General features: G+C 39.6%; 23 protein-coding genes and 1 other annotated feature. Of the genes, 2 read left to right on the plus strand and 21 right to left on the minus strand.

Features of this window, described 5'->3' with window-relative positions:
• Positions 1-81: 81 nt before the first annotated feature.
• Both secDF and T479_RS15270 read right to left on the minus strand, forming a co-directional pair.
• A complete protein-coding gene (gene secDF, locus T479_RS15265) occupies positions 82-2,349 on the minus strand; it encodes a protein translocase subunit SecDF (RefSeq protein WP_025220111.1) in 2,268 nt (755 codons plus the stop codon).
• A gap of 356 nt (positions 2,350-2,705) precedes the next feature.
• The gene (locus T479_RS15270; protein ID WP_024363165.1) at positions 2,706-3,044 is read right to left on the minus strand and encodes a post-transcriptional regulator; all 339 of its coding nucleotides are present in this window, start codon (positions 3,042-3,044) and stop codon (positions 2,706-2,708) included.
• 93 nt (positions 3,045-3,137) lie between these two features.
• Between T479_RS15270 and T479_RS15275 the strand changes: the two genes are divergently transcribed.
• Positions 3,138-4,655 (plus strand): putative polysaccharide biosynthesis protein, encoded by a 1,518-nt coding sequence (locus T479_RS15275; RefSeq protein WP_024363166.1) that lies wholly within the window; start codon positions 3,138-3,140, stop codon positions 4,653-4,655.
• Here the strand turns inward: T479_RS15275 and T479_RS15280 are convergent.
• From T479_RS15280 to T479_RS15315, 8 genes are all read right to left on the minus strand, one after another.
• Positions 4,652-5,287 carry a DUF421 domain-containing protein gene (locus T479_RS15280; protein ID WP_024363167.1) on the minus strand — a complete coding sequence of 212 codons (636 nt, stop codon included), beginning with the start codon at positions 5,285-5,287 and terminating at the stop codon, positions 4,652-4,654. The two genes, T479_RS15275 and T479_RS15280, sit on opposite strands and share 4 nt — an antisense overlap.
• A 142-nt stretch (positions 5,288-5,429) precedes the next feature.
• A complete protein-coding gene (gene yajC, locus T479_RS15285) occupies positions 5,430-5,696 on the minus strand; it encodes a preprotein translocase subunit YajC (protein ID WP_024363168.1) in 267 nt (88 codons plus the stop codon).
• 147 nt (positions 5,697-5,843) lie between these two features.
• Complete coding sequence (gene tgt, locus T479_RS15290) at positions 5,844-6,989, minus strand: tRNA guanosine(34) transglycosylase Tgt (protein WP_024363169.1); 1,146 nt, start codon at positions 6,987-6,989, stop codon at positions 5,844-5,846.
• Positions 6,990-7,107: 118 nt separating this feature from the next.
• Positions 7,108-8,151: a tRNA preQ1(34) S-adenosylmethionine ribosyltransferase-isomerase QueA gene (queA, locus tag T479_RS15295; protein ID WP_025220112.1), complete on the minus strand. Its 1,044-nt coding sequence runs from the start codon at positions 8,149-8,151 to the stop codon at positions 7,108-7,110.
• 18 nt (positions 8,152-8,169) lie between these two features.
• On the minus strand, positions 8,170-9,174 hold the full coding sequence (ruvB, locus tag T479_RS15300) for a Holliday junction branch migration DNA helicase RuvB (RefSeq protein WP_024363171.1): 1,005 nt from the start codon (positions 9,172-9,174) through the stop codon (positions 8,170-8,172).
• Positions 9,175-9,192: 18 nt separating this feature from the next.
• Positions 9,193-9,813: a Holliday junction branch migration protein RuvA gene (ruvA, locus tag T479_RS15305; protein ID WP_025220113.1), complete on the minus strand. Its 621-nt coding sequence runs from the start codon at positions 9,811-9,813 to the stop codon at positions 9,193-9,195.
• A gap of 113 nt (positions 9,814-9,926) precedes the next feature.
• Positions 9,927-10,805 carry a phosphotransferase gene (locus T479_RS15310; protein WP_320407259.1) on the minus strand — a complete coding sequence of 293 codons (879 nt, stop codon included), beginning with the start codon at positions 10,803-10,805 and terminating at the stop codon, positions 9,927-9,929.
• A complete protein-coding gene (locus T479_RS15315) occupies positions 10,795-11,808 on the minus strand; it encodes a LysM peptidoglycan-binding domain-containing protein (RefSeq protein WP_025220114.1) in 1,014 nt (337 codons plus the stop codon). Before T479_RS15315 ends, T479_RS15310 begins: the two co-directional genes overlap by 11 nt.
• 143 nt (positions 11,809-11,951) lie before the next feature.
• Here T479_RS15315 and T479_RS15320 point away from each other — a divergent pair, with 143 nt between their 5' ends.
• Entirely contained in the window at positions 11,952-12,485 is a 534-nt protein-coding gene (locus T479_RS15320; protein ID WP_024363175.1) for a transcription repressor NadR, read from the plus strand.
• Between the two features lie 148 nt (positions 12,486-12,633).
• On the opposite strand, the gene T479_RS15325 is transcribed toward T479_RS15320, so the two are convergent.
• From T479_RS15325 to minD, 11 genes are all read right to left on the minus strand, one after another.
• A complete protein-coding gene (locus T479_RS15325; RefSeq protein ID WP_024363176.1) occupies positions 12,634-13,032 on the minus strand; it encodes a thiol-disulfide oxidoreductase DCC family protein in 399 nt (132 codons plus the stop codon).
• 22 nt (positions 13,033-13,054) lie between these two features.
• Positions 13,055-13,936 (minus strand): prephenate dehydratase, encoded by an 882-nt coding sequence (gene pheA / locus T479_RS15330; RefSeq protein WP_025220115.1) that lies wholly within the window; start codon positions 13,934-13,936, stop codon positions 13,055-13,057.
• 341 nt (positions 13,937-14,277) lie between these two features.
• Positions 14,278-14,733 (minus strand): transcriptional regulator ThrR, encoded by a 456-nt coding sequence (locus tag T479_RS15335; RefSeq protein WP_024363178.1) that lies wholly within the window; start codon positions 14,731-14,733, stop codon positions 14,278-14,280.
• A gap of 24 nt (positions 14,734-14,757) precedes the next feature.
• A complete protein-coding gene (gene obgE, locus T479_RS15340) occupies positions 14,758-16,047 on the minus strand; it encodes a GTPase ObgE (RefSeq protein ID WP_025220116.1) in 1,290 nt (429 codons plus the stop codon).
• Positions 16,048-16,052: 5 nt separating this feature from the next.
• Positions 16,053-16,580: a Spo0B domain-containing protein gene (locus tag T479_RS15345; protein ID WP_025220117.1), complete on the minus strand. Its 528-nt coding sequence runs from the start codon at positions 16,578-16,580 to the stop codon at positions 16,053-16,055.
• A 137-nt stretch (positions 16,581-16,717) separates the two neighbouring features.
• Positions 16,718-17,017, minus strand: coding sequence for a 50S ribosomal protein L27 (rpmA, locus tag T479_RS15350; protein WP_024363181.1), 300 nt, complete (start codon positions 17,015-17,017; stop codon positions 16,718-16,720).
• Positions 17,014-17,370: a ribosomal-processing cysteine protease Prp gene (locus T479_RS15355; protein WP_024363182.1), complete on the minus strand. Its 357-nt coding sequence runs from the start codon at positions 17,368-17,370 to the stop codon at positions 17,014-17,016. The genes rpmA and T479_RS15355 overlap by 4 nt, the downstream gene beginning before the upstream one ends.
• Positions 17,371-17,384: 14 nt before the next feature.
• Positions 17,385-17,693, minus strand: coding sequence for a 50S ribosomal protein L21 (gene rplU, locus T479_RS15360; RefSeq protein WP_010860053.1), 309 nt, complete (start codon positions 17,691-17,693; stop codon positions 17,385-17,387).
• Between the two features lie 14 nt (positions 17,694-17,707).
• Positions 17,708-17,783, minus strand: a sequence feature (ribosomal protein L21 leader region).
• A 45-nt stretch (positions 17,784-17,828) separates the two neighbouring features.
• On the minus strand, positions 17,829-18,440 hold the full coding sequence (locus T479_RS15365; RefSeq protein WP_025220118.1) for a site-2 protease family protein: 612 nt from the start codon (positions 18,438-18,440) through the stop codon (positions 17,829-17,831).
• On the minus strand, positions 18,430-18,984 hold the full coding sequence (locus T479_RS15370) for a M23 family metallopeptidase (RefSeq protein WP_025220119.1): 555 nt from the start codon (positions 18,982-18,984) through the stop codon (positions 18,430-18,432). The genes T479_RS15365 and T479_RS15370 overlap by 11 nt, the downstream gene beginning before the upstream one ends.
• Before the next feature lie 127 nt (positions 18,985-19,111).
• A complete protein-coding gene (minD, locus tag T479_RS15375) occupies positions 19,112-19,909 on the minus strand; it encodes a septum site-determining protein MinD (RefSeq protein WP_024363185.1) in 798 nt (265 codons plus the stop codon).

Consider the following 19,909-nt stretch of genomic DNA (forward strand, 5'->3'; position numbering starts at 1 on the left):
CAAAGATTGGGCGGCATGAAGGTCTTTTTCAAAAAAAAGAGCCATCTCAACTGATGTTGAGATGGCTCTTTTAAGTATTTATTAAACAGTAGGTTCGTCTGTTCCCCATTGTTTTTTCTCTTTTTTCCGCAGTTGACCATCTGATTTTTTCATCTCACGTACTTTTAATGAGTACCAGATTTGGGCTGCGATACAGATAGAAGAATACATACCTGTAATTAAACCGATTAATAATGCGATAGAGAACGTTTCAATAGATGGTGCACCGAAAATAAGGAGTGACACGACTACGATAATTACAGTTAACACCGTATTCACCGAACGTCCCATCGTTTGACGCAACGATTTATTAACAATGTTCGCTAATACTTCACGGTCTTTAATTGTATCATATTGCGCTAAGTTTTCACGCATCCGGTCAAATGTAACAATTGTATCGTTAATGGAGTAACCAACAATTGTCAGTACGGCAGCAATAAACGTAATATCCACTTCTAAGCGCATAAAGCTAAAGACAGCGATAATTAAGAATACATCATGTAGCAGTGACATAATCGCACCTACACCCATACGCCATTCAAATCGAATGGCTACATAAATGATGATGCCAAGTGCAGCAAGTGATAATGCTTTAATCGCATTTTTCACTAGCTCTTTACCGATAGTTGGAGAAACTGTACTTACTCCAGGCTCATGGCCATATTTCTCACCAACTACCTTTTTGAATTTTAAAATGTCGCTTTGTGATAAGTCATCTTTATAACGGATAACCGCCATGTTATTTTTCTCACCTGAAAGCACGATATCATCAGATGGGAAACCGATGCTAGTCACATATTTTGAAACTTCTTCTTTTGTTAACGTTTGATCTGCTTCTATTTGCGCTCGTGTACCACTTGAGAAGTCAATACCAAGATTTAAACGGAAAATCCCTAGTACAACAATCCCTGCTACAAAAATAGCTAACGAGAACGTATAGAACTTTTTACGGTTGTGTACAAAGTCGAAACGATCAAATTTAGTTGATAAATTTAATGTACCGATATTTTCATCTAAGCTATGTTGTTTCGATTTCGGGATACCAAACCATGCTGGGTTATTGAAATAACCACTATTTACAAGTAACCCTAGTAGTACACGTGAACCCCACACAGCCGTTAGGAAGCTTAGTAAAATACTAATGATTAATGTTGTAGCAAATCCTTTAACAGAGCTTGTCCCGAAGTAGAATAATACGGCTGCAGCTAATAATGTTGTTAACTGTGCATCGACAATCGCTGATAAAGATTGTTTTGAACCAAGCTGGAATGCTTGTTTAACCGAATAACCAACACGCAGCTCTTCTCGAATACGTTCTGCCGCTAGAATATTCGCATCCACGGCCATCCCTATTCCGAGCACAATCGCTGCAATACCTGGCAATGTCAATACGGCATTAATCCAGTCGAACACAACAAGAACTAAGAATGTAAAAATAGCAAGTGTAATGATTGAGATAAAGCCCGGTAAACGGTAGTAGAATAGCATAAATAGGAAAATAACAATTACGCCTACAATACCTGCAAACACTGTACTTTTCAATGCTTGGTCACCGAATTGTGCGCCCACTGATGTAGAATAAATCTCATCAAGCTTCACAGGAAGTGCACCAGCATTTAAAATGCCTGCTAAATTTTTAGTTTCTTCAACTGTAAAATTACCGCTGATCATAACATCCGTTGTATTTAATGTTTGGCTCACTGTTGCTGCAGATGCATAGCGAGGCTTCGCTTTTTGTGATTCCGCTTTATAAGAATCGACACCCTCTTCAAAGTCTAGCCATACAACAAGTAAATTTTGACCTTGTGGTTTGGCAGCAATTTTACTTGTAATATCTGCAAATTTTTTCGCATCTTTTAACGTTAGCGAAACAATTGGACGGTTTTGTTGGTCAAAGGAATCCGTCGCACCATCAGCTTTTAAATCATCACCATCTAATAATAAATTATCATCGACATCACGGAATGTTAAATTCGCAGATGTAGATAACATTTTACGAGCAGATTCTTGGTCTTCAACCCCCGCTAATTGCACACGAATACGGTTTTTGTCTTCAACCTGAATGCTTGGTTCACTTACCCCAATTGCATTGACACGGTTACCAAGAGCAGTTGCCGTTGCGGTTACAACTTCTGGTGTGATTTTTTGTCCTTCTTTTAATTCATTGACCTCATAAAGTACCTCAAACCCGCCTTGTAAATCAAGACCAAGCTTAATGTCCTTTAAGACGCCATCTACAGTCGTACCCATGGAAGCTGCAAATAGCACCAAAAGTAGCACGAATGCAACAATTCGACTTCTTAATTTCATCTATAAATCCTCCTCGAATTGGTGCAAGGGCATCCCTTACACTGCAAACAAGTATACTAGCAATACCTTTTGAAACGTGTATTCCTCCTTTTCCTTTAGAATTATGTAGCTCGTGCTTCAAAAGGTTTGCTTTACTTATTTCAATCGTTCAATAACGCGCAAATTCCGTACCAATAGAAGATGCGTCTTCCATTTCATTATGAATAGTAAGCGGAACAATTATGTAGGGAAAGCAAAGTCCCTTACAATCTTTTACAGCCTATTTTTAGACATGGCTTGTACAAAGTAAAAAAGCGCAACACACTCATTATGAAACACGTTGCGCTTGGTGTCAATTCAACACTGTAGTATTCTTATTAATCTTTTACAGAAACGACATATTCTTCTTGTGTTTTTAATGGCCCAAGCAATGATTTTAATTCCTCGGTGTTTATTTCTGCAAACCAATTATCACTTTGTAAAAACTCTACTTGATTGAATGATACAATATCAGACGGCGATACTGCAAATATAGTTGCGATAATTTCATATAATCGTAATTGCTCAACATTTTTTTTGCGCCATTTTTTTTCTACACAATAACGCCATAATTCTTCTGCGGAAATCGCATCATATTTATAATACTTAAACTCTGCAATCTTACTATCAATTGCCGGACGAATTTTTTCAAATAGTTGTGCATGTTGCATACTCATTTTGAATCATCTCCAATCAAAGTTGTATCGTAAGAAGTGTTTGCATACAAATAGTGTAAATGAATTTTTGCGGCTTGAGAAGGGACGGATGGCATGAGTTCTTTTGTACGAGGTACACTATTTTTAATGTTTGTTATTTTTTTATCTAAACTTTTTGGCTTCTTTTATAGAATGCAGTTTATGCGCATTGCTGGTGAAGAAGCAGTCGGTATTTATATGACCGCCTATCCTGCATTTATTTTCTTCATCTCACTCATTCAACTTGGACTACCTATCGCTGTAGCAAAAATTGTGGCAGAATTACTAGCAAAAAATAAACGTGAAAGCATTTTTGGCGTGATGCGTACGGCAATCATTTGGTCATTTATTGGCATGATTGTTTTTATGCCACTTTTAGCACTAACAATACCTTATATTTCTACTACTCTGTTACATAATGAACAAACAACATTTACACTTTGGATTGCACTGTTTGCCGTGCCTGTTTCGGTCGGTTCAGGATTGCTCCGCGCTTATTTACAGGGCGTTGCTAAAATTACACCAACTGCATGGGCACAAATGCTTGAACAAGTTGTCCGCATCGGCTTTATTACCTTTATGCTACCATTGGTTGCAGCTTATAATAATGCTTCCATAACGGCGGCTTCTGCTATGGGTATCACCCTTTTAGCTGAAGTTGTTGCGTTCCTGTATTTATGGCTACATTACGCCGTTTCAAAGAGGAGATTATTACCAAAGAAAAGCAAAGTGGAGTCTTATCCAGCTTCACCAATGCTTCGGGTAGCCATCCCATCTGCAGGAAGCAAACTATTTGGCTCCTTCACTTGGTTTTTAGAACCGATTATTTTTTTAAAAGCATTAACGATGGCAGGATTAACGGCCTCTGCCGCTACTATTTTATATGGGGTCATTTCTGGTGTTTTAGTGCCCTTGCTACTATTCCCAGCCTTTGTGTCTACAGCACTTTCTATTGTCCTTATTCCTGCTGTTAGTGATGCTGTTGCACGCCAACACAATGCGCTTTTACAGGAACGTATTTCCGTTTCGTTGCGCTTATCTTCTTTAGTAGGCTGCATTGCCGCCACATATTTTTTCGTTCACGGTGACGAGCTAGCCATGAAATTATTTCATCTAGAAGAAAACCGAGGCTATGTGAAAATTTTAGCACCTATATTTTATTTTTATTATATTCAAAGTCCATTACATTCCATTTTGCAGGCCGTTGGTGAGGCGCGCGCTGCCATGATGAACTCCATTTATGGTGGACTCGGTAAACTATTCGTTATGTTTGTACTGGCCTCTCAACCTGGCATCCAAGAAAAAGGAGCTGTTGTAGCCATTGGCTTCGGCGTTTTACTTACATCATTCTTGCATATTGCTACGGTCAGACAGCGCAAAAATTTACGCGCCGGCTTCCGTATGTTTGTTGTCCCTTATAGTTGCTTCATTGCCGTTTGTATTGCCCAATATTTCTTTATGCAAATACTGCCACTACCTTTTATTTTAAGTAGTTGTGTCACATTATTTTTACTATTTACGTTATTATTAATGTCCAATCAATTGCGTTTTACAGATTTCCACTATATTCGGAAATTAGCGAAGAAGGTCTAATGTTCCTTCAATTGAATATGAAGTCGATTGTCCTCCCATATACAAAAGAACACGGTACTACTATCATGAATATTACTTTTAGCTAACTCATCCATTAACCATTTTTCATCTTTATGGATAAGCATTAAATGTCGGTCTTGGATATCACCATCGATAATAAGCGGATAGACAAAAGCCTTTTCATCTTTTTTATAAACGGAAAGATTACCAGAAGGCTCTAAATAGGCATAAGCTATTTCCGTAACAGAGGAGATGCCATTTTCACGTAGTTGCTGGCAAAGGTCATCTAAATTATAGCGCTGTTTTCGCATCTCGCTTTCTTGGATAATTCCATCTTTGACAAGCAGAGCTGGATCGCCATCAACTAAATCACGTATTTTCTTATTCTTCAACGATAAATAAGCACTCAATATTTGAATAAAGAGCAAAATAATAATCGGTAAAATAGCATTAAATAATGGGTTTTCATAATCATCTAGCGCAAAGGCAGCTACTTCTGCAATCAAGACGAAAACGACTAAATCGATAACAGATAGTTCACCGACTTCTCGCTTGCCCATTAATCGAAAAACAATAAGTATAAAAACATATAAAAAGCATGTCCTAAAAATAATTGCTAAATATTCTTCCATACGAACACCCCCACTCTATCAAGGTGACCGTATCTGTTGCTTTTTATACAAAAAAGTGTGGCAAAATTATACGCATTTCGACATAGCCTTTAAAATGGCAAAGGCGTTGTCCAAAGGTTATTTGGGACAACGCCTAATCATATTAAACTTGATCATTTACGACACGTCCAATTGCTTGACGGTCAAATTTAACGCGCACATTATCAGCGATTACTAAAGTGACAGCTGTGTCCTCAATTGAGTCGATAACACCATGTAAGCCACCGATTGTAATAACTTTATCTCCACGCTGTAAGCTACTTTGCATATTTTGCGTTTCCTGCTGTCTTTTTTTTGCAGGACGGATTAAAATGAACCACATCGCCACGAACATCAATATGATCGGTGCAAATCCTAATATTGATTCCATATTCAAAATGCTAGCCCCCTTTCCAAATCTCACTTTTTTAGTATAGACTATTTCACCCTAAAAAAGCGATGAACAAGCCCAAAATTTTTCTATATTATCAATAGTTTTTCTATAACAGGTAAATTTTCGCTAAGTGCCATTCCAATTTTAGAAGTTTTTTGCATTCGGTCCATTAAAACCGTATTTTTCGAAAAATTCTTCTCGAAAATCACCTAGACGATCCTCACGAATGGCCTCACGCACTTGCTCCATTAACTTCAGTAAAAAATGTAAATTATGATAAGAAGTTAAACGAATACCAAATGTTTCTTCCGTGCGAATTAAATGACGCACATATGCACGTGAATAGTTTTTACAAGTATAGCAATCACAATTCGGATCGATTGGACCAAAATCACGGGCATACTTAGCGTTTTTAACAACTAAACGACCTTCAGACGTCATTAATGTACCATTACGGGCAATTCTTGTCGGTAATACACAGTCAAACATATCAATGCCTCGAATAGCGCCGTCAATGAGAGAATCTGGAGAACCTACACCCATTAAATAGCGCGGCTTATTTGTCGGCATTAACGGTGTTGTAAACTCTAGCACTCGATTCATCACATCTTTCGGTTCGCCTACTGATAGGCCCCCTATTGCATAGCCTGGAAAATCGAGTTCTACTAACGCTTCCGCAGAACGACGTCGTAATTCTTCGTATTCTCCACCTTGAATAATACCAAATAATCCTTGCTCTTCTGGACGAGCATGTGCTTCTTTGCATCGCTTTGCCCAACGAGTCGTTCTATCAACGGATTTGAGCATATAGTCATATGTTGCAGGGTAAGGCGGACATTCATCGAACGCCATCATAATATCCGAGCCTAAATCATTTTGAATTTCCATCGCCTTTTCTGGACTTAAAAACAGCTTATCCCCATTTAAATGATTACGGAAGTGCACACCTTCCTCTTCAATTTTACGGAATTGACTTAACGAGAATACTTGGAAGCCACCTGAATCCGTTAAAATTGGGCGATCCCAATTCATAAACTTATGCAGGCCACCTGCTTCCTTCACAATATCATTACCTGGACGCAGCCATAAATGGTACGTATTTGAAAGAATAATGCCTGCATTCATTTCTTTTAATTCTTCTGGAGACATTGTTTTAACAGTTGCTTGTGTCCCTACAGGCATAAATGCTGGTGTTTCAAAAGAGCCATGTGGTGTATGGACAATGCCAAGACGTGCTCCTGTTTGCTTACATGTATGAAGTAGTTCATAACGAATTGCTGGTTGTGTCATAAAATGTTAAATCCTCTCTTATCTAAAGTAAAAACAGTACTCCGATTTCTTGCTTGATTATGCTATTGAACAAATCAAAATCCTGTTGCATCTCTTATGATGATGCAACAGAAGTGAATTATTTTTGTAAACTAGGACGTATAAACATAGCATCACCAAAGCTAAAGAAGCGATATTTTTCTTCTACTGCTTGATGGTAGGCGCTTAAAATCGTATCTTTCGTCGCAAGTGTACTGACAAGCATTACTAATGTTGACTTTGGTAAATGGAAGTTTGTAATTAAACCATCCACCACTGTAAATTGATAGCCTGGATAAATAAAAATAGATGTCCATCCTTGCTCTGCGCGGACTTCTCCATATTTAGAACCAATTGTTTCAAGTGTTCGAGTAGATGTTGTACCAACAGCAATGACATGTCCGCCATTTGCTTTTACACGGTTAATCGTAGCCGCAGCTTCTTCTGTCACACTATAAAATTCAGCGTGCATTTCATGGTTTTCGATTGAATCTACACTTACTGGACGAAAAGTTCCAAGTCCAACATGTAGTGTAATAAAAACAATCTCGACACCTTTTACTCGTACTTGCTCTAATAATTCTTGTGTAAAATGAAGACCAGCTGTAGGTGCCGCTGCCGAGCCACGTTCTTTCGCATAGACAGTCTGATAACGCTCACTATCATCTAATTTTTCGCGAATATATGGAGGTAATGGCATTTCGCCAAGTTGCTCTAAAATTTCATAGAAAATACCTTCATATTTGAATTCAAACATACGACCACCATGGTCTAACTCTGCTGTACAAGTTGCTGTTAGTAAACCGTCTCCAAATGTGACAACGGTACCTACTTTAACACGTTTCGCTGGTTTTACAAGTGTTTCCCATTCATCCGTTCCAGCCGTTTGCTTTAAGAGCAATACTTCAATATGGGCACCCGTTTCTTCTTTTACACCCATTAAACGAGCAGGTAATACTCTTGTATCATTCAGTACTAGACAGTCACCAGCATGTAACTCCTCTAAAATATGAGCAAAATGATGATGCTCGACTTTCTCTGAGCCCGGTGTCACAACCATTAACCGACTTGCCGTACGATCGACAAGGGGCGTTTGTGCGATAAGCTCCTCTGGTAATTCAAAATCAAAATCTTCTACACGCATGAAAAAAACTTCCTTCTTTTATGTTTGTTGTGGATAATCATATCCAAAATGTTCGTAAGCCAGATGCGTTGCGACACGTCCACGCGGTGTACGTTGAATAAAGCCAATCTGCATTAAATATGGCTCGTACACATCTTCTATCGTCACACGTTCTTCACCAATGGAAGCAGCAAGTGTATCTAAGCCTACTGGGCCACCACTGAAGCGCTCAATCATATTGGTCACAAGCTTATGGTCAATATGGTCAAGCCCTCTAGGATCCACTTGTAAAAGCTCTAGCGCTTGCTTAGCAAGGTCCTCCGTTATCATACCATCTCCAAGCACTTGTGCATAATCTCGCACTCGTTTCAGTAAACGGTTAGCAATACGTGGTGTACCACGAGAACGTCTCGCCATCTCGCCTGCCGCTATTTGCTCAATATCCACATCAAATAAATGGGCACTTCTAACGACAATTTCAGCAAGTGATGTATTATCGTAATACTCTAAACGTAGCAGTACACCAAATCGATCTCGTAGCGGGGCTGATAACGCACCGGCTCTTGTCGTTGCACCAACAAGCGTAAAAGGTGGCAATTCAAGACGAACCGAACGCGCTTCCGGTCCCTTTCCAACAACAATATCTAAGCAAAAATCCTCCATAGCTGGATATAGCACTTCTTCAATTGCACGTGGAAGACGATGAATCTCATCAATAAACAATACATCCCCAGGCTCCAACGAGCTTAAAATCGCGGCTAAATCTCCTGGACGCTCAATGGCAGGACCACTTGTCATACGAACATTAACATTCATTTCATTTGCAATAACCGCGGCTAATGTCGTCTTTCCCAATCCAGGAGGACCATATAATAGTACATGATCTAAACTTTCCTGCCGAAGCTTTGCCGCTTCAATGAAAATTTGTAAATTTTCTTTCACCTTTTGCTGCCCAATATATTGTGCTAATCTTTGAGGTCTAAGAGATAATTCAAATTGTTCATCATAACGGCCAGCTTCACTCGCTATCATACGTTCCGACATGTACCTGCCTCCCTTCTATTATTTCAGCTTTAATAACAACTGCAATGCTTGCTTCATATACGCATCTGTTGTTTCCAGCTTGTCATTATCTTCTAGTTGTGGTCGGATTTTATCGAGTTCTTTTTCCGAGTATCCGAGAGCCATTAATGCTAGAATGGCTTCTTCTAGTTCATGTTTATATGGATTAACGCCGAATAAAGGCAGCTCATCTTCCGAACTAGGTAGTTCCATTGTGTCTAGTAAAGATCCAAGTTTACCTTTTAAATCTAGAATCATTTGACGCGCGGTCTTTTTGCCAACACCTGGAAATTTCACTAAAAACGTTTCATCTTCTCGTTCAATGGCACCGATAACTTGTTGCGGGTTACCGGTCGCTAAGATTGCTAGTGCACCTTTAGGTCCAATGCCTGACACTAAAATTAATTTTCGGAATAACTCTCGTTGGTCTAAATTCGGAAAACCATACAGCACTTGTGAATCTTCCCGAACATGCAAGTGTACGTAAATTTGTTGTTCAGCTGCCGACGCACGAAATGCAAATGGGTTCGGTGTATTCAATTGCCAACCTATCCCTTGTTGCTCAAGCACGACATATTCTGGCGTAATACGCACTACTTGACCTTTTAAATAATCATACATAGTATATCCCTCACATTCATCGTCTTCGATTATAGCATATAGCGAACGAATGCTCGACTATATGCAATAGCAATAGTGCCGATTCCATGCAAAAATGACCGCCTCGGGGACGGTCATCTCTTCATCACTCTATCAATATCGTACCACAGTTTCGGCCAGTATGTTAGCGCTCGCTTAGTAAATGGTATCAAATAATCTAAAAATACTAGCTGTTGTTCTAAAGGTAAATCTATAGCAAATAACCATTCTCGCAACAGCTCATTTGGAAACTTTAAACGATGGAACTTCCTTTTATCTAACCGTTCAAGCGCTGGCAATTCTCTTAAAATACTAGCAAGATCATAATCTACTGCGGGCAACACGCGATGCAGCCATAATATATACTCATCATCCGCTTCTCCGAGATGGGCTAAGTCAAAATCGATTAAACGTAATTCACCATCTGTACACCATAAAAAGTTATGGTGCACAACATCACCATGCAATAGCGTGATGTCTTTTTCCGGCACATCTTCTAGTTCCATTAACTGCAAAGCCTTTTCGCTAAAATGAATAATTTGCTCCACTTCTTCTCTCGTTAAAAATGCTCGCAAGTCATTTCGCCTACTTTTAAAACGCATATGACGCATCTGCCATTTTAAAAGCTGAGAAAAGGTATGCAAACCTGGTACTCGTTGCCACGCAATTTTTTGGTTCGTGTCATGCAAATCGATTAATAGCTTTAAAGATTGTTCTCTATCTTTTTTATAAGCAAAATTCGCACTATGACTTCCCTCTTGCCACATTTGAACAATGAGTTGATCATCATCACTTTTTACTAACGGCAGGACGAGTGAGGGTTCTAGTCGTCCCAAATGGCGATGAATTGCCCTCACTTTATCTGCTATTTCTAACTGCTTTGCTCGTTTTACAAAATAATGTTTAGATTGATATTTATACTTCCAAATATTAGGCTTTACTTCCTCGACAATATAGGCTTTTTTACCATCGATAAGGCGTCATCCCGCCTGGGAAAAAGTGCGGTGACATCCATGGTCCAGCTGAACATGGTGGCGGACAATGGCATGGGTCAAATTGCCAATTCGGCATCATTACCGGCTGAGAGCCACATCCACAAGATTGCCCCATTCCGTGCTGTGCGCCGCATCCACAAGATTGATTCATTGGCATCATTGGCATCATTGGCATTTGCTCAAATTGAGGTTGCATTTGTCCGGCATTCGGATTAAAGAATGGTGATGTGCTCGATTCTAGGAAATTTTCTCCTCCAACCGCATTAGCTGGCATTGCACAATGCATCGGTTGTTGTTGAGGCATTGCACATGGCATCGGTTGCTGCGGCATTGTGTAAGCCTCTATTTGTGGTTGCATTGGCATATGCCACCACATTTGATGATGCACTGGCTGATGGCAACTAGAACAATGAGGCACCATCGGCATATGCGGTACATGTTGAACTGGTGGCGCTGGTGCTGGTGCTGGCGGCGGCGGTGGTGGTGGTGGTGGTGGTGCTGGTTGTGCTACTGGTGGTGCTGGTATAGGTGCCGGTTGCTGCGGCATTACTAATTGTTGATTCCAGCTAAGTTCTACTGGCTGTGGCACCCACATCGGTTGCTGTGGTTGCGGCATCGGCATTGGCATCGGCATCGGGAATGGTATTGGTATCATTTGCGGCTCTGGCATCGGCATCGGTGCTGGTGGTTGAACCACAATCGGAGGTGGTGCCGGCATCGGCTTTTGCACCTCTTTTTTTACACTTTCCTTACTTGGCCTTGTTTGAGTAGTAGGCATCTCTTTATGGACTTGTGTTTCCTTATGTGTTTCTTTATGAGTTTCCTTATTTATTTTTTCAGGCAAAATAATTTCCATGCCCGGAACAATATAATCAGGGTTGGCAAGATGGGCATTGAGTCGTTTTAAATCCTCAAATGAAATACCGTACTCCTTCGCAATCTTCCACAATGTATCTCCCTTTTGAACAATATGAATACGCAATTTTTTCCTCCCTTCCTCTCTACGTATCATATGTTCAATGTTTCATTTGGATACAAAAAATTCACGCATGGTGGAAATGCTTCATGGTACACTAATGCATAAGGAATACTACTTCCTTTATTACACGGCAGAGGTGATCTTTTATGAAAAAAATGTTAGGCGAGGAACGCCGACTGCAACTTCTAGAACTGCTAAAAAAAAGCAACACACCTATTACTGGGACAGACTTCGCTAAATTTGCAAATGTTTCTAGACAAGTTATTGTAAATGATATGACATTATTAAAGGCTAGAAACGAACCAATCATTGCAACAAGCCAAGGCTATATTTATATGCACCAAGAGCAACTCAATCAAACTGTTGAACGCACGATCCCTTGTTTTCACACACCTGAAGACGCCAAAGACGAATTGTTAACAATCGTGGACTGCGGTGGTACGGTTAAAAATGTGATTGTTGAGCACCCCATCTACGGAGAAATTACCGCTTCTTTAATGGTCTCCAACCGTCATGATGTCGATAAATTTGTACAACGTGTAGACGACACACAAGCCAATTACTTATCTGCACTTACAGGCGGCACACACCTTCATGTTATTTCCGCTCCATCCATGGAAATTTTAGACTTAATAGAGCAGTCCCTACAAAAAAAAGGCTATCTAATCACAGATCAATAATTGGCGTGCCAGACACGCAAACAATTCTGAAAATTTAAACGCAAAAATCCACTCCGATTTCCATACAGCACAACGTAAGCAGCCAGCTAGCACATAGCTTGTAGCGACTTACGTTCCTGTAGAATTCGCAGTGGATTTTTTGTGCTGATTATCGTTGTTCCAGAAAACGCTCGCGTTGTGATGGTGAAGGTAATAAACAAGCTTGCTTTTGACCAAAAAGACGATAGCGATTTTTAGCAAAAAGTTGATAGGCAGTGTTTCGTATACAAGGTGGTATAGCAATCAACACATAAAACACAGGCCATAAGCCATCTAAGTGTCTAGTAATGTTAAGTGCTGCCGTCGATTCAACGTATACTTTTCCTTGCTCAATGTAAATCACACTATTTATATTTGCTGGTACCTTGTATTGTTCAAGAAGTGCTTGACCAACTTCACTTTGAATCGAAGCAAACTTAAAAAACGCCGCTCGGTCACGTTTAATAATAAATTGCACACTACTATTACAAAAATTACAAATGCCATCAAATAATATAATGCCACCCACATCAATCACCCCTAAGTTGCTGTTATTCTTCGTCAGACGTTGTTAAATACGTAAAGTATGTACCAAGTGACTTCACCTTGCAACCAAGTGCCGCCAGTTCCTCCATAGCTCCACGCATCATCGGGTCTTTTTCATCTGCTAAAACATCAATCATGAAGAAATAATCTCCAAGACCTGTTTTTAATGGGCGTGATTCAATTTTACTTAAATTTAATTGTCGCCATGCAAATACGGATAAAACTTGGTGCAAAGCCCCTGATCGATCTGTCGGTAATGTAATCATGAAAGTTGTCTTTGCTTGCCCTTCTGATAATTCCTGTGGTAACCGCTTATTTTGCTTTGATAATACAAAGAAACGAGTATGATTAAAATGAAAGTCATGAATATTGTCTTGCACGATAGTTAAACCGTATTTTGCTGCGGCTGCTGCATTACCAACTGCAGCAATACATTTTTCAGGATTTTCGGATACATATTTTGCAGCGGCTGCTGTTGATGTTGTTTGATGTAACGGCACATCACTAAAACGATAAAATAAATATTTGTGGCATTGAGCTAATGCATGCGGATGCGAATAAACACCTTCAATCGATTCCCAATTGTTCTTCTGCGCTTCATTGACCATTAAATGTTGTTGAATTTTCAGCTGTAGTTCACCTGTTACATAAAGCGTTGCCTCGTGGAATAAATAATCCAGCGTCAGCGGAACTGAGCCCTCTAGTGCATTTTCTAATGGTACAACTGCTAAATCAACTTTCCCCTCTGCCACTGCCTCAATGCATTCTGGAATTGTTGCACATGGGACAAGCCAGTCAGTTGGAAAAATAGATTTTGTTGCTAAATATGTAAATGAAGCTTCTGGTCCTAAATATGCAATACGCTTTTCCCACTGTTGCTCTGTCATCAAAATGACCTCCTCCGCTACAATGCGTAGTATATTAAACATTTATAATGTTTGGAAAACTCTTGCTAAAAAAGAAGAGGCTATGTAAAACAGCCTTCTCTAAAAAGTATTGTGAAAATACGTACTGCTTTTGCTAGCTGTTTGAAATGGAATTGTACATTTCTATAGCAACTTTTACAAATTCCGCAGTATTTCTGCAGGATAGCGAGTTAAGCGAAACCCCACTGAGGTTTTTACTTCGGCGAGGCTTGCTCATCGCATGCGGAAAGGAAGCGAAATTTTGTATCAACATCTACCAGCATGAACTACTAAAAGACAAAGGGGCTTTACAAACTGCCCCTTTACAACGCACCAGAACTAATGACCTCAGCTGACTCTACGAAATCTAACCTTTTTAACTGCTGTATTAAGTCATCAAGTTCAGAAGTCATGCTCGTCACATCCAATGATAATGTAACATTTGCACGTCCTTGAATTGGAATTGTTTGATGAATTGTCAGTACATTACAATGCGAATTTGTCACAGTTTCTAATAGCTTTGCCAATGTTCCTTTTCGATCTTGAAGCTGTAAAAAGACTGTTAAAATGCGCTCTTGTACAATGGAGTGAAAAGGAAATACAGCATCACGATATTTGTAAAACGCACTGCGCGATAAATCCACTTGCTTGACCGCATCCCAAATGGAGGATACTGAACCACTCGAAAGTAAGTGCTTCGCCTCCAACGTTTTTTGCATAGCATCCGTTAATACATCTTCACGAACTAAATAATATCGCTGATTCGCAACATTCTTCATACGCTTCCCCCTAAAACACCTGTCTTAATCTACAAATTCAAACTCAAACTCTTGCAGACGAACTGTATCACCATTTTGTGCACCACGTTCACGCAATGCCTCATCCACACCCATACCTCGTAATTGGCGAGCAAAACGGCGAATACCATCTTCACGACTAAAGTCAGTCATTTTAAATAAACGTTCAATCGAGTAACCACTAATGATAAATGTGCCGTCATCATCACGTGTAATCTCGAAATCTTCACCTTGTGATTCATGCTTGTACATTACTGTTGCGTCCGATTGTTCCTCTAAATCATCAAATAGAGGGAACTCTGGCGTTACTTCAAGTAAATCGGCAATTGCAAATAACAATTCTTTTAAGCCTTGGCGTGAAATCGCTGAGATTGGGAAGATTTGCACATCTTCGCCCACCTTTTTGCGGAATTCCACTAAGTTTTCTTCTGCTTCTGGCATATCCATTTTATTTGCTACAATAATTTGAGGACGCTCCGTTAAACGAAGGTTATATTGTTTTAACTCCTCGTTAATTGTTAAATAATCTTCGTAAGGGTCACGACCTTCCATACCTGACATATCGATTACATGCACAATGACACGTGTACGCTCAATATGACGTAAAAATTGATGCCCTAATCCTACCCCTTCATGCGCTCCTTCAATAAGCCCAGGTAAATCTGCCATGGCAAAGCTTCGGTGATCTTCTGTTTCAATCATGCCTAAATTCGGTACGATTGTTGTAAAATGATAAGCACCAATTTTTGGTTTTGCAGCAGACACAACTGATAATAGTGTTGATTTACCAACACTTGGGAAACCTACTAACCCAACATCTGCTAGCACTTTTAACTCTAATATAACATTTAATTCTTGTCCTGGCTCACCTTTTTCAGAAAGTTCAGGAGCAGGGTTCGCCGGTGTTGCGAAACGAGAATTCCCACGTCCACCACGACCTGCTTTTGCTATAATGGCTTGTTGACCATGCTCAACTAAATCCGCGATAACAGCCCCTGTTTCTTCATTCATTACAACTGTACCTGGTGGCACCTTAACAATTAAATCTTCAGCGCGTTTTCCGTGCATCCCTTTACTCATCCCGTGCTCTCCACGATCAGCTTTGAAATGACGTTTATAACGGAAATCCATTAACGTACGTAGACCTTCTTCTACTTCAAATACTACGTTCCCTCCGTGACCACCATCGCCTCCAGCTGGACCACCATTTGGTACATATTTTTCACGGCGGAAGGCAACCATTCCATCACCGCCATCGCCACCTTTTACATATATCTTTACGTGATCGACAAACATTTATTTCACTCCCTATTTGCACTCAACACATATTGCCAGCACGTATTTGTCTGCACAATTGTTTGAATGTCGAATTGTTTCAAACCTTTTTCGGTGAATGCGTCTGCACTCCACAGTCCATTTAGCGTAAATGCCAAAACAAATGTATGATCGTCAACACGTACATCAATCGCTAAGCTCTGCTCCGTAAATGGATCTAATGTATCATAAACATGCATAACTGTTTTGTTTAAGTACTCTACAACATCCTTGTCAATATTATTTGTGACTGGTTTTTTGATCTCACCATTAAGCTCCAGCGGTAACGCCGGATAGCGCCATCCTGCTGTTTGTAGCCACTCCATTGTTTGTGGTAATTGTAGACGATTCATGATAGACAATACTCGTAGCTGTTCCGAATAATGTTGAATAAGTTCTTTCGATTCATCAATTCTACCTAAATCTAAATTCATGCGAATCAGTTGAAGTTGATTCACATAATCATGATTTGCAAAACGTAGTACCTCACTAATGGTTAGTGATTGATTGTTCATCCCATTCACTCCAATAAAGTTATCTTAACTAGTATAACAAGTTTTGATGTATTTTTCCCTTAATTCTTCATTGAAATTTAGCCAAAAAAAGGACTGCAATAAATGCAGTCCTCCGCTTTATGTCTACTTTATTAAAATTAAGCTTCTTGTGTAGCTGGGTATACTGATACTTGTTTGCGATCGCGACCTAAGCGTTCGAATTTAACAACGCCGTCCACTTTAGCAAATAGTGTATCATCACCACCACGACCTACGTTTGTACCTGGGTAAATTTTTGTACCGCGTTGACGGTAAAGAATAGAACCACCAGTTACGAATTGGCCATCAGCACGTTTAGCGCCAAGACGTTTAGACTCAGAGTCACGTCCGTTTTTAGTAGAACCTACCCCTTTTTTCGATGCGAAAAGTTGAAGGTCTAATGCTAATAACAATTTCATTCTGTTCCACCTCCTACTTGGTTGTAGTTGATTTGGATATATTGTCCGTAATTTTGCACCATAGAATACACTTGAGCAGTCATTACTTGGACAATTAATTGTAGTTTTGTATCAATTTCAGGCTCTAAATCTGTTGGTAAATCTACCTTTAGGTAGCCTCCACCTTCAGCTGCTTGTTCAACTTCTGGTTGTAATTGTAGTAGCGCATAAATTGCATTTACCGTGCCAATCGCAATGGTAGATGCACCTGCACATACTAAATCTTTACCTGATTCGTCGTACTCAGCATGTCCTGAAAATTCAAATGCAGACACATGTCTATTTTCATCATGATGTATCGTAACTTTTATCATGTTACACCTCACAATTAAGCATTGATTGATTCAACAACTAATTTTGTATAAGGTTGACGGTGACCTTGTTTACGACGGTAGTTCTTTTTAGCTTTCAATTTGAAAACAACGATTTTCTTTTGACGGCCTTCTTTCACAGCTTTAGCTGTTACTGTAGCGCCTTCTACGAATGGAGCTCCAACTTTTACGTTTTCGCCACCTACGAATAGAACTTTATCGAAAGTTACAACCTCGTCAGCTTCTACGCCTAATTTCTCAACATAGATTTCTTGACCAGCTTCTACTTTGATTTGTTTACCACCAGTTTCAATAATTGCGTACATTTTACTGCACCTCCTCTTAGACTCAGACTCGCCTGTATATGAAGGTGATCCAAAGATACTTAAACCTTCCCAGAGCGGTTGTAGTAGCACGGGTGCTACAAACAATAACATTAAAATACTACCACACGAATTCTATCAAGTCAACCTGTTCATTACATATTTCTCAAATGCTACACGATACTTGCGATATTTCCATTCTTTTAGTACTTGTAGCCATATAAATAGGCAAAGAACAGCTAAAAAAATGGATTGTGGTAAATTTATTAAAGTTATTATGAATAGTATAGAGGCAAAAATAAGAGAAAGCGAATAATAATATTCAACTAATCGCACGCTTGGATAAAATAAAAATAACCATGCTAACACTATTCTGCCACCGTCGAGTGGAATGATTGGTAAGAGATTGATTGCTAGCAACACCAATTGTACAGTAATTAATCGTGTTGCAATTAACTCTGGCATGAAAAAAGCAAGGCCAATCCCCAGTATTGTGGCGATTGGTCCTCCTAGTGCAATCCAAAGTAGTGAAGATGTCTGCACAGCTGCTGGATTTTCAAATTCAATTTCCCCTCCATAAGGTGAAATAACACATGATTTTATCTTAACACCGCAAAGCATTGCGACCAATAAATGGCCCGCTTCATGCCAGAGCAACGAAGTTAAAATAATTGCATAGTAAGCAATTTGGCCACTCAAAATCATGAAAAAGATCAGAGGGATACAGAGTAAGTGCAATTTAACTTTCATCGGTCTCCGTCGATTCAAGCCACTGTACAATTTGTTCTAGATTATAATGAGTTTTTTCCTTTTCAATCGAAATATAGAGTTGTCCAGTCTGCTTCATGCCAATTAAATCATTTGCCTGTACAGTCGTATATGGAAGCTGTGCTAAACTATCAAGCATGCCATAAGTGACCGTTGTACCATCCTCATAGCTAATCGTCATCGTTTTACCTGTATATTTTGTATGACCTGTAAAAACAACGAGTCCACTTTGCCCCGCATAAACAGGGAGACCCACTTCATATTGCAACAAAAAACCTTCTTTAAAAACTTGCGCATTGGCGAATGTTAATAGCTCAGTTTGTCCCACATCACTTGAAACCATTATCGTTTCATCCTCTTTTTTAAGCAAACTTTTTCCGAGCTCGCTTAAATATGTCATATCTGCCGATGTTGTTACAAGCTTTCGCACCGGTGTTGCTATTACACCTTGGTCTTCTAATCGAATTACTAGTATGATTGTAGCCACAAGCAAGATCATAACAACCCATTTCCATTTTTTAAACAAGCTCTCATCCTTTTTTCACACTATATGAGGCAGCATGTCCATTCATGCACAAAAAACGTGCCAGTCACTCGCACAATTCAACGGAACATAAAAAACCTTTCCGCGCAAACGCACGAAAAGGTTTAAATTATCTTGAAAACAATGCTTTAATTTTTGAGAACATGCCTCTTTGCTCATCCTCAATAGCCATGAGCGGCACAGATTCACCTAAAATACGGCGCGCAATATTACGGTATCCTAAAGATGCTTTATTCGCTGGATCCATTACGATTGGCTCACCTTTATTTGAGGAAGAGATAACACCTTCACTATCAACGATAATCCCCAACAGGTCAATTGACAAGTGTGTTGTAATTTCATTGACATCTAGCGTATCGCCATTTTTCATCATATGCTGACGAATACGGTTAATGATCAGTTTCGGCGCAGTAATTTCTTCCTGCTCAAGCAGTCCGATAATTCGGTCCGCATCACGAACAGCAGAAATTTCTGGTGTCGTCACGACAATAGCATGGTCTGCACCAGCTACTGCGTTACGATAGCCTTGCTCAATTCCAGCTGGACAATCAATTAAAACATAATCATAGTCTCTTTTTAATTCCTCTATTAAGCTCTCCATTTGCTCAGGTGTGACAGCATTCTTATCTGTCGTTTGAGCAGCAGGTAATAAAAATAGTTTATCATCTACACGTTTATCTTTAATTAACGCTTGATGGATTTTACAACGTCCTTCAACAACATCAACTAAATCATAAATAATACGGTTTTCGAGACCTAGAATAACATCTAAATTTCTCAAGCCAATATCTGTATCTACTAAACATACTTTTTTCCCTTGTAGAGCCAATGCAGTCCCGAGGTTAGCCGTTGTTGTCGTTTTACCGACACCGCCCTTACCTGAGGTTATGACGATTGCTTCTCCCAC

This window comes from Lysinibacillus sphaericus, from assembly GCF_000600105.1.
GTDB lineage: Bacteria > Bacillota > Bacilli > Bacillales_A > Planococcaceae > Lysinibacillus > Lysinibacillus sphaericus.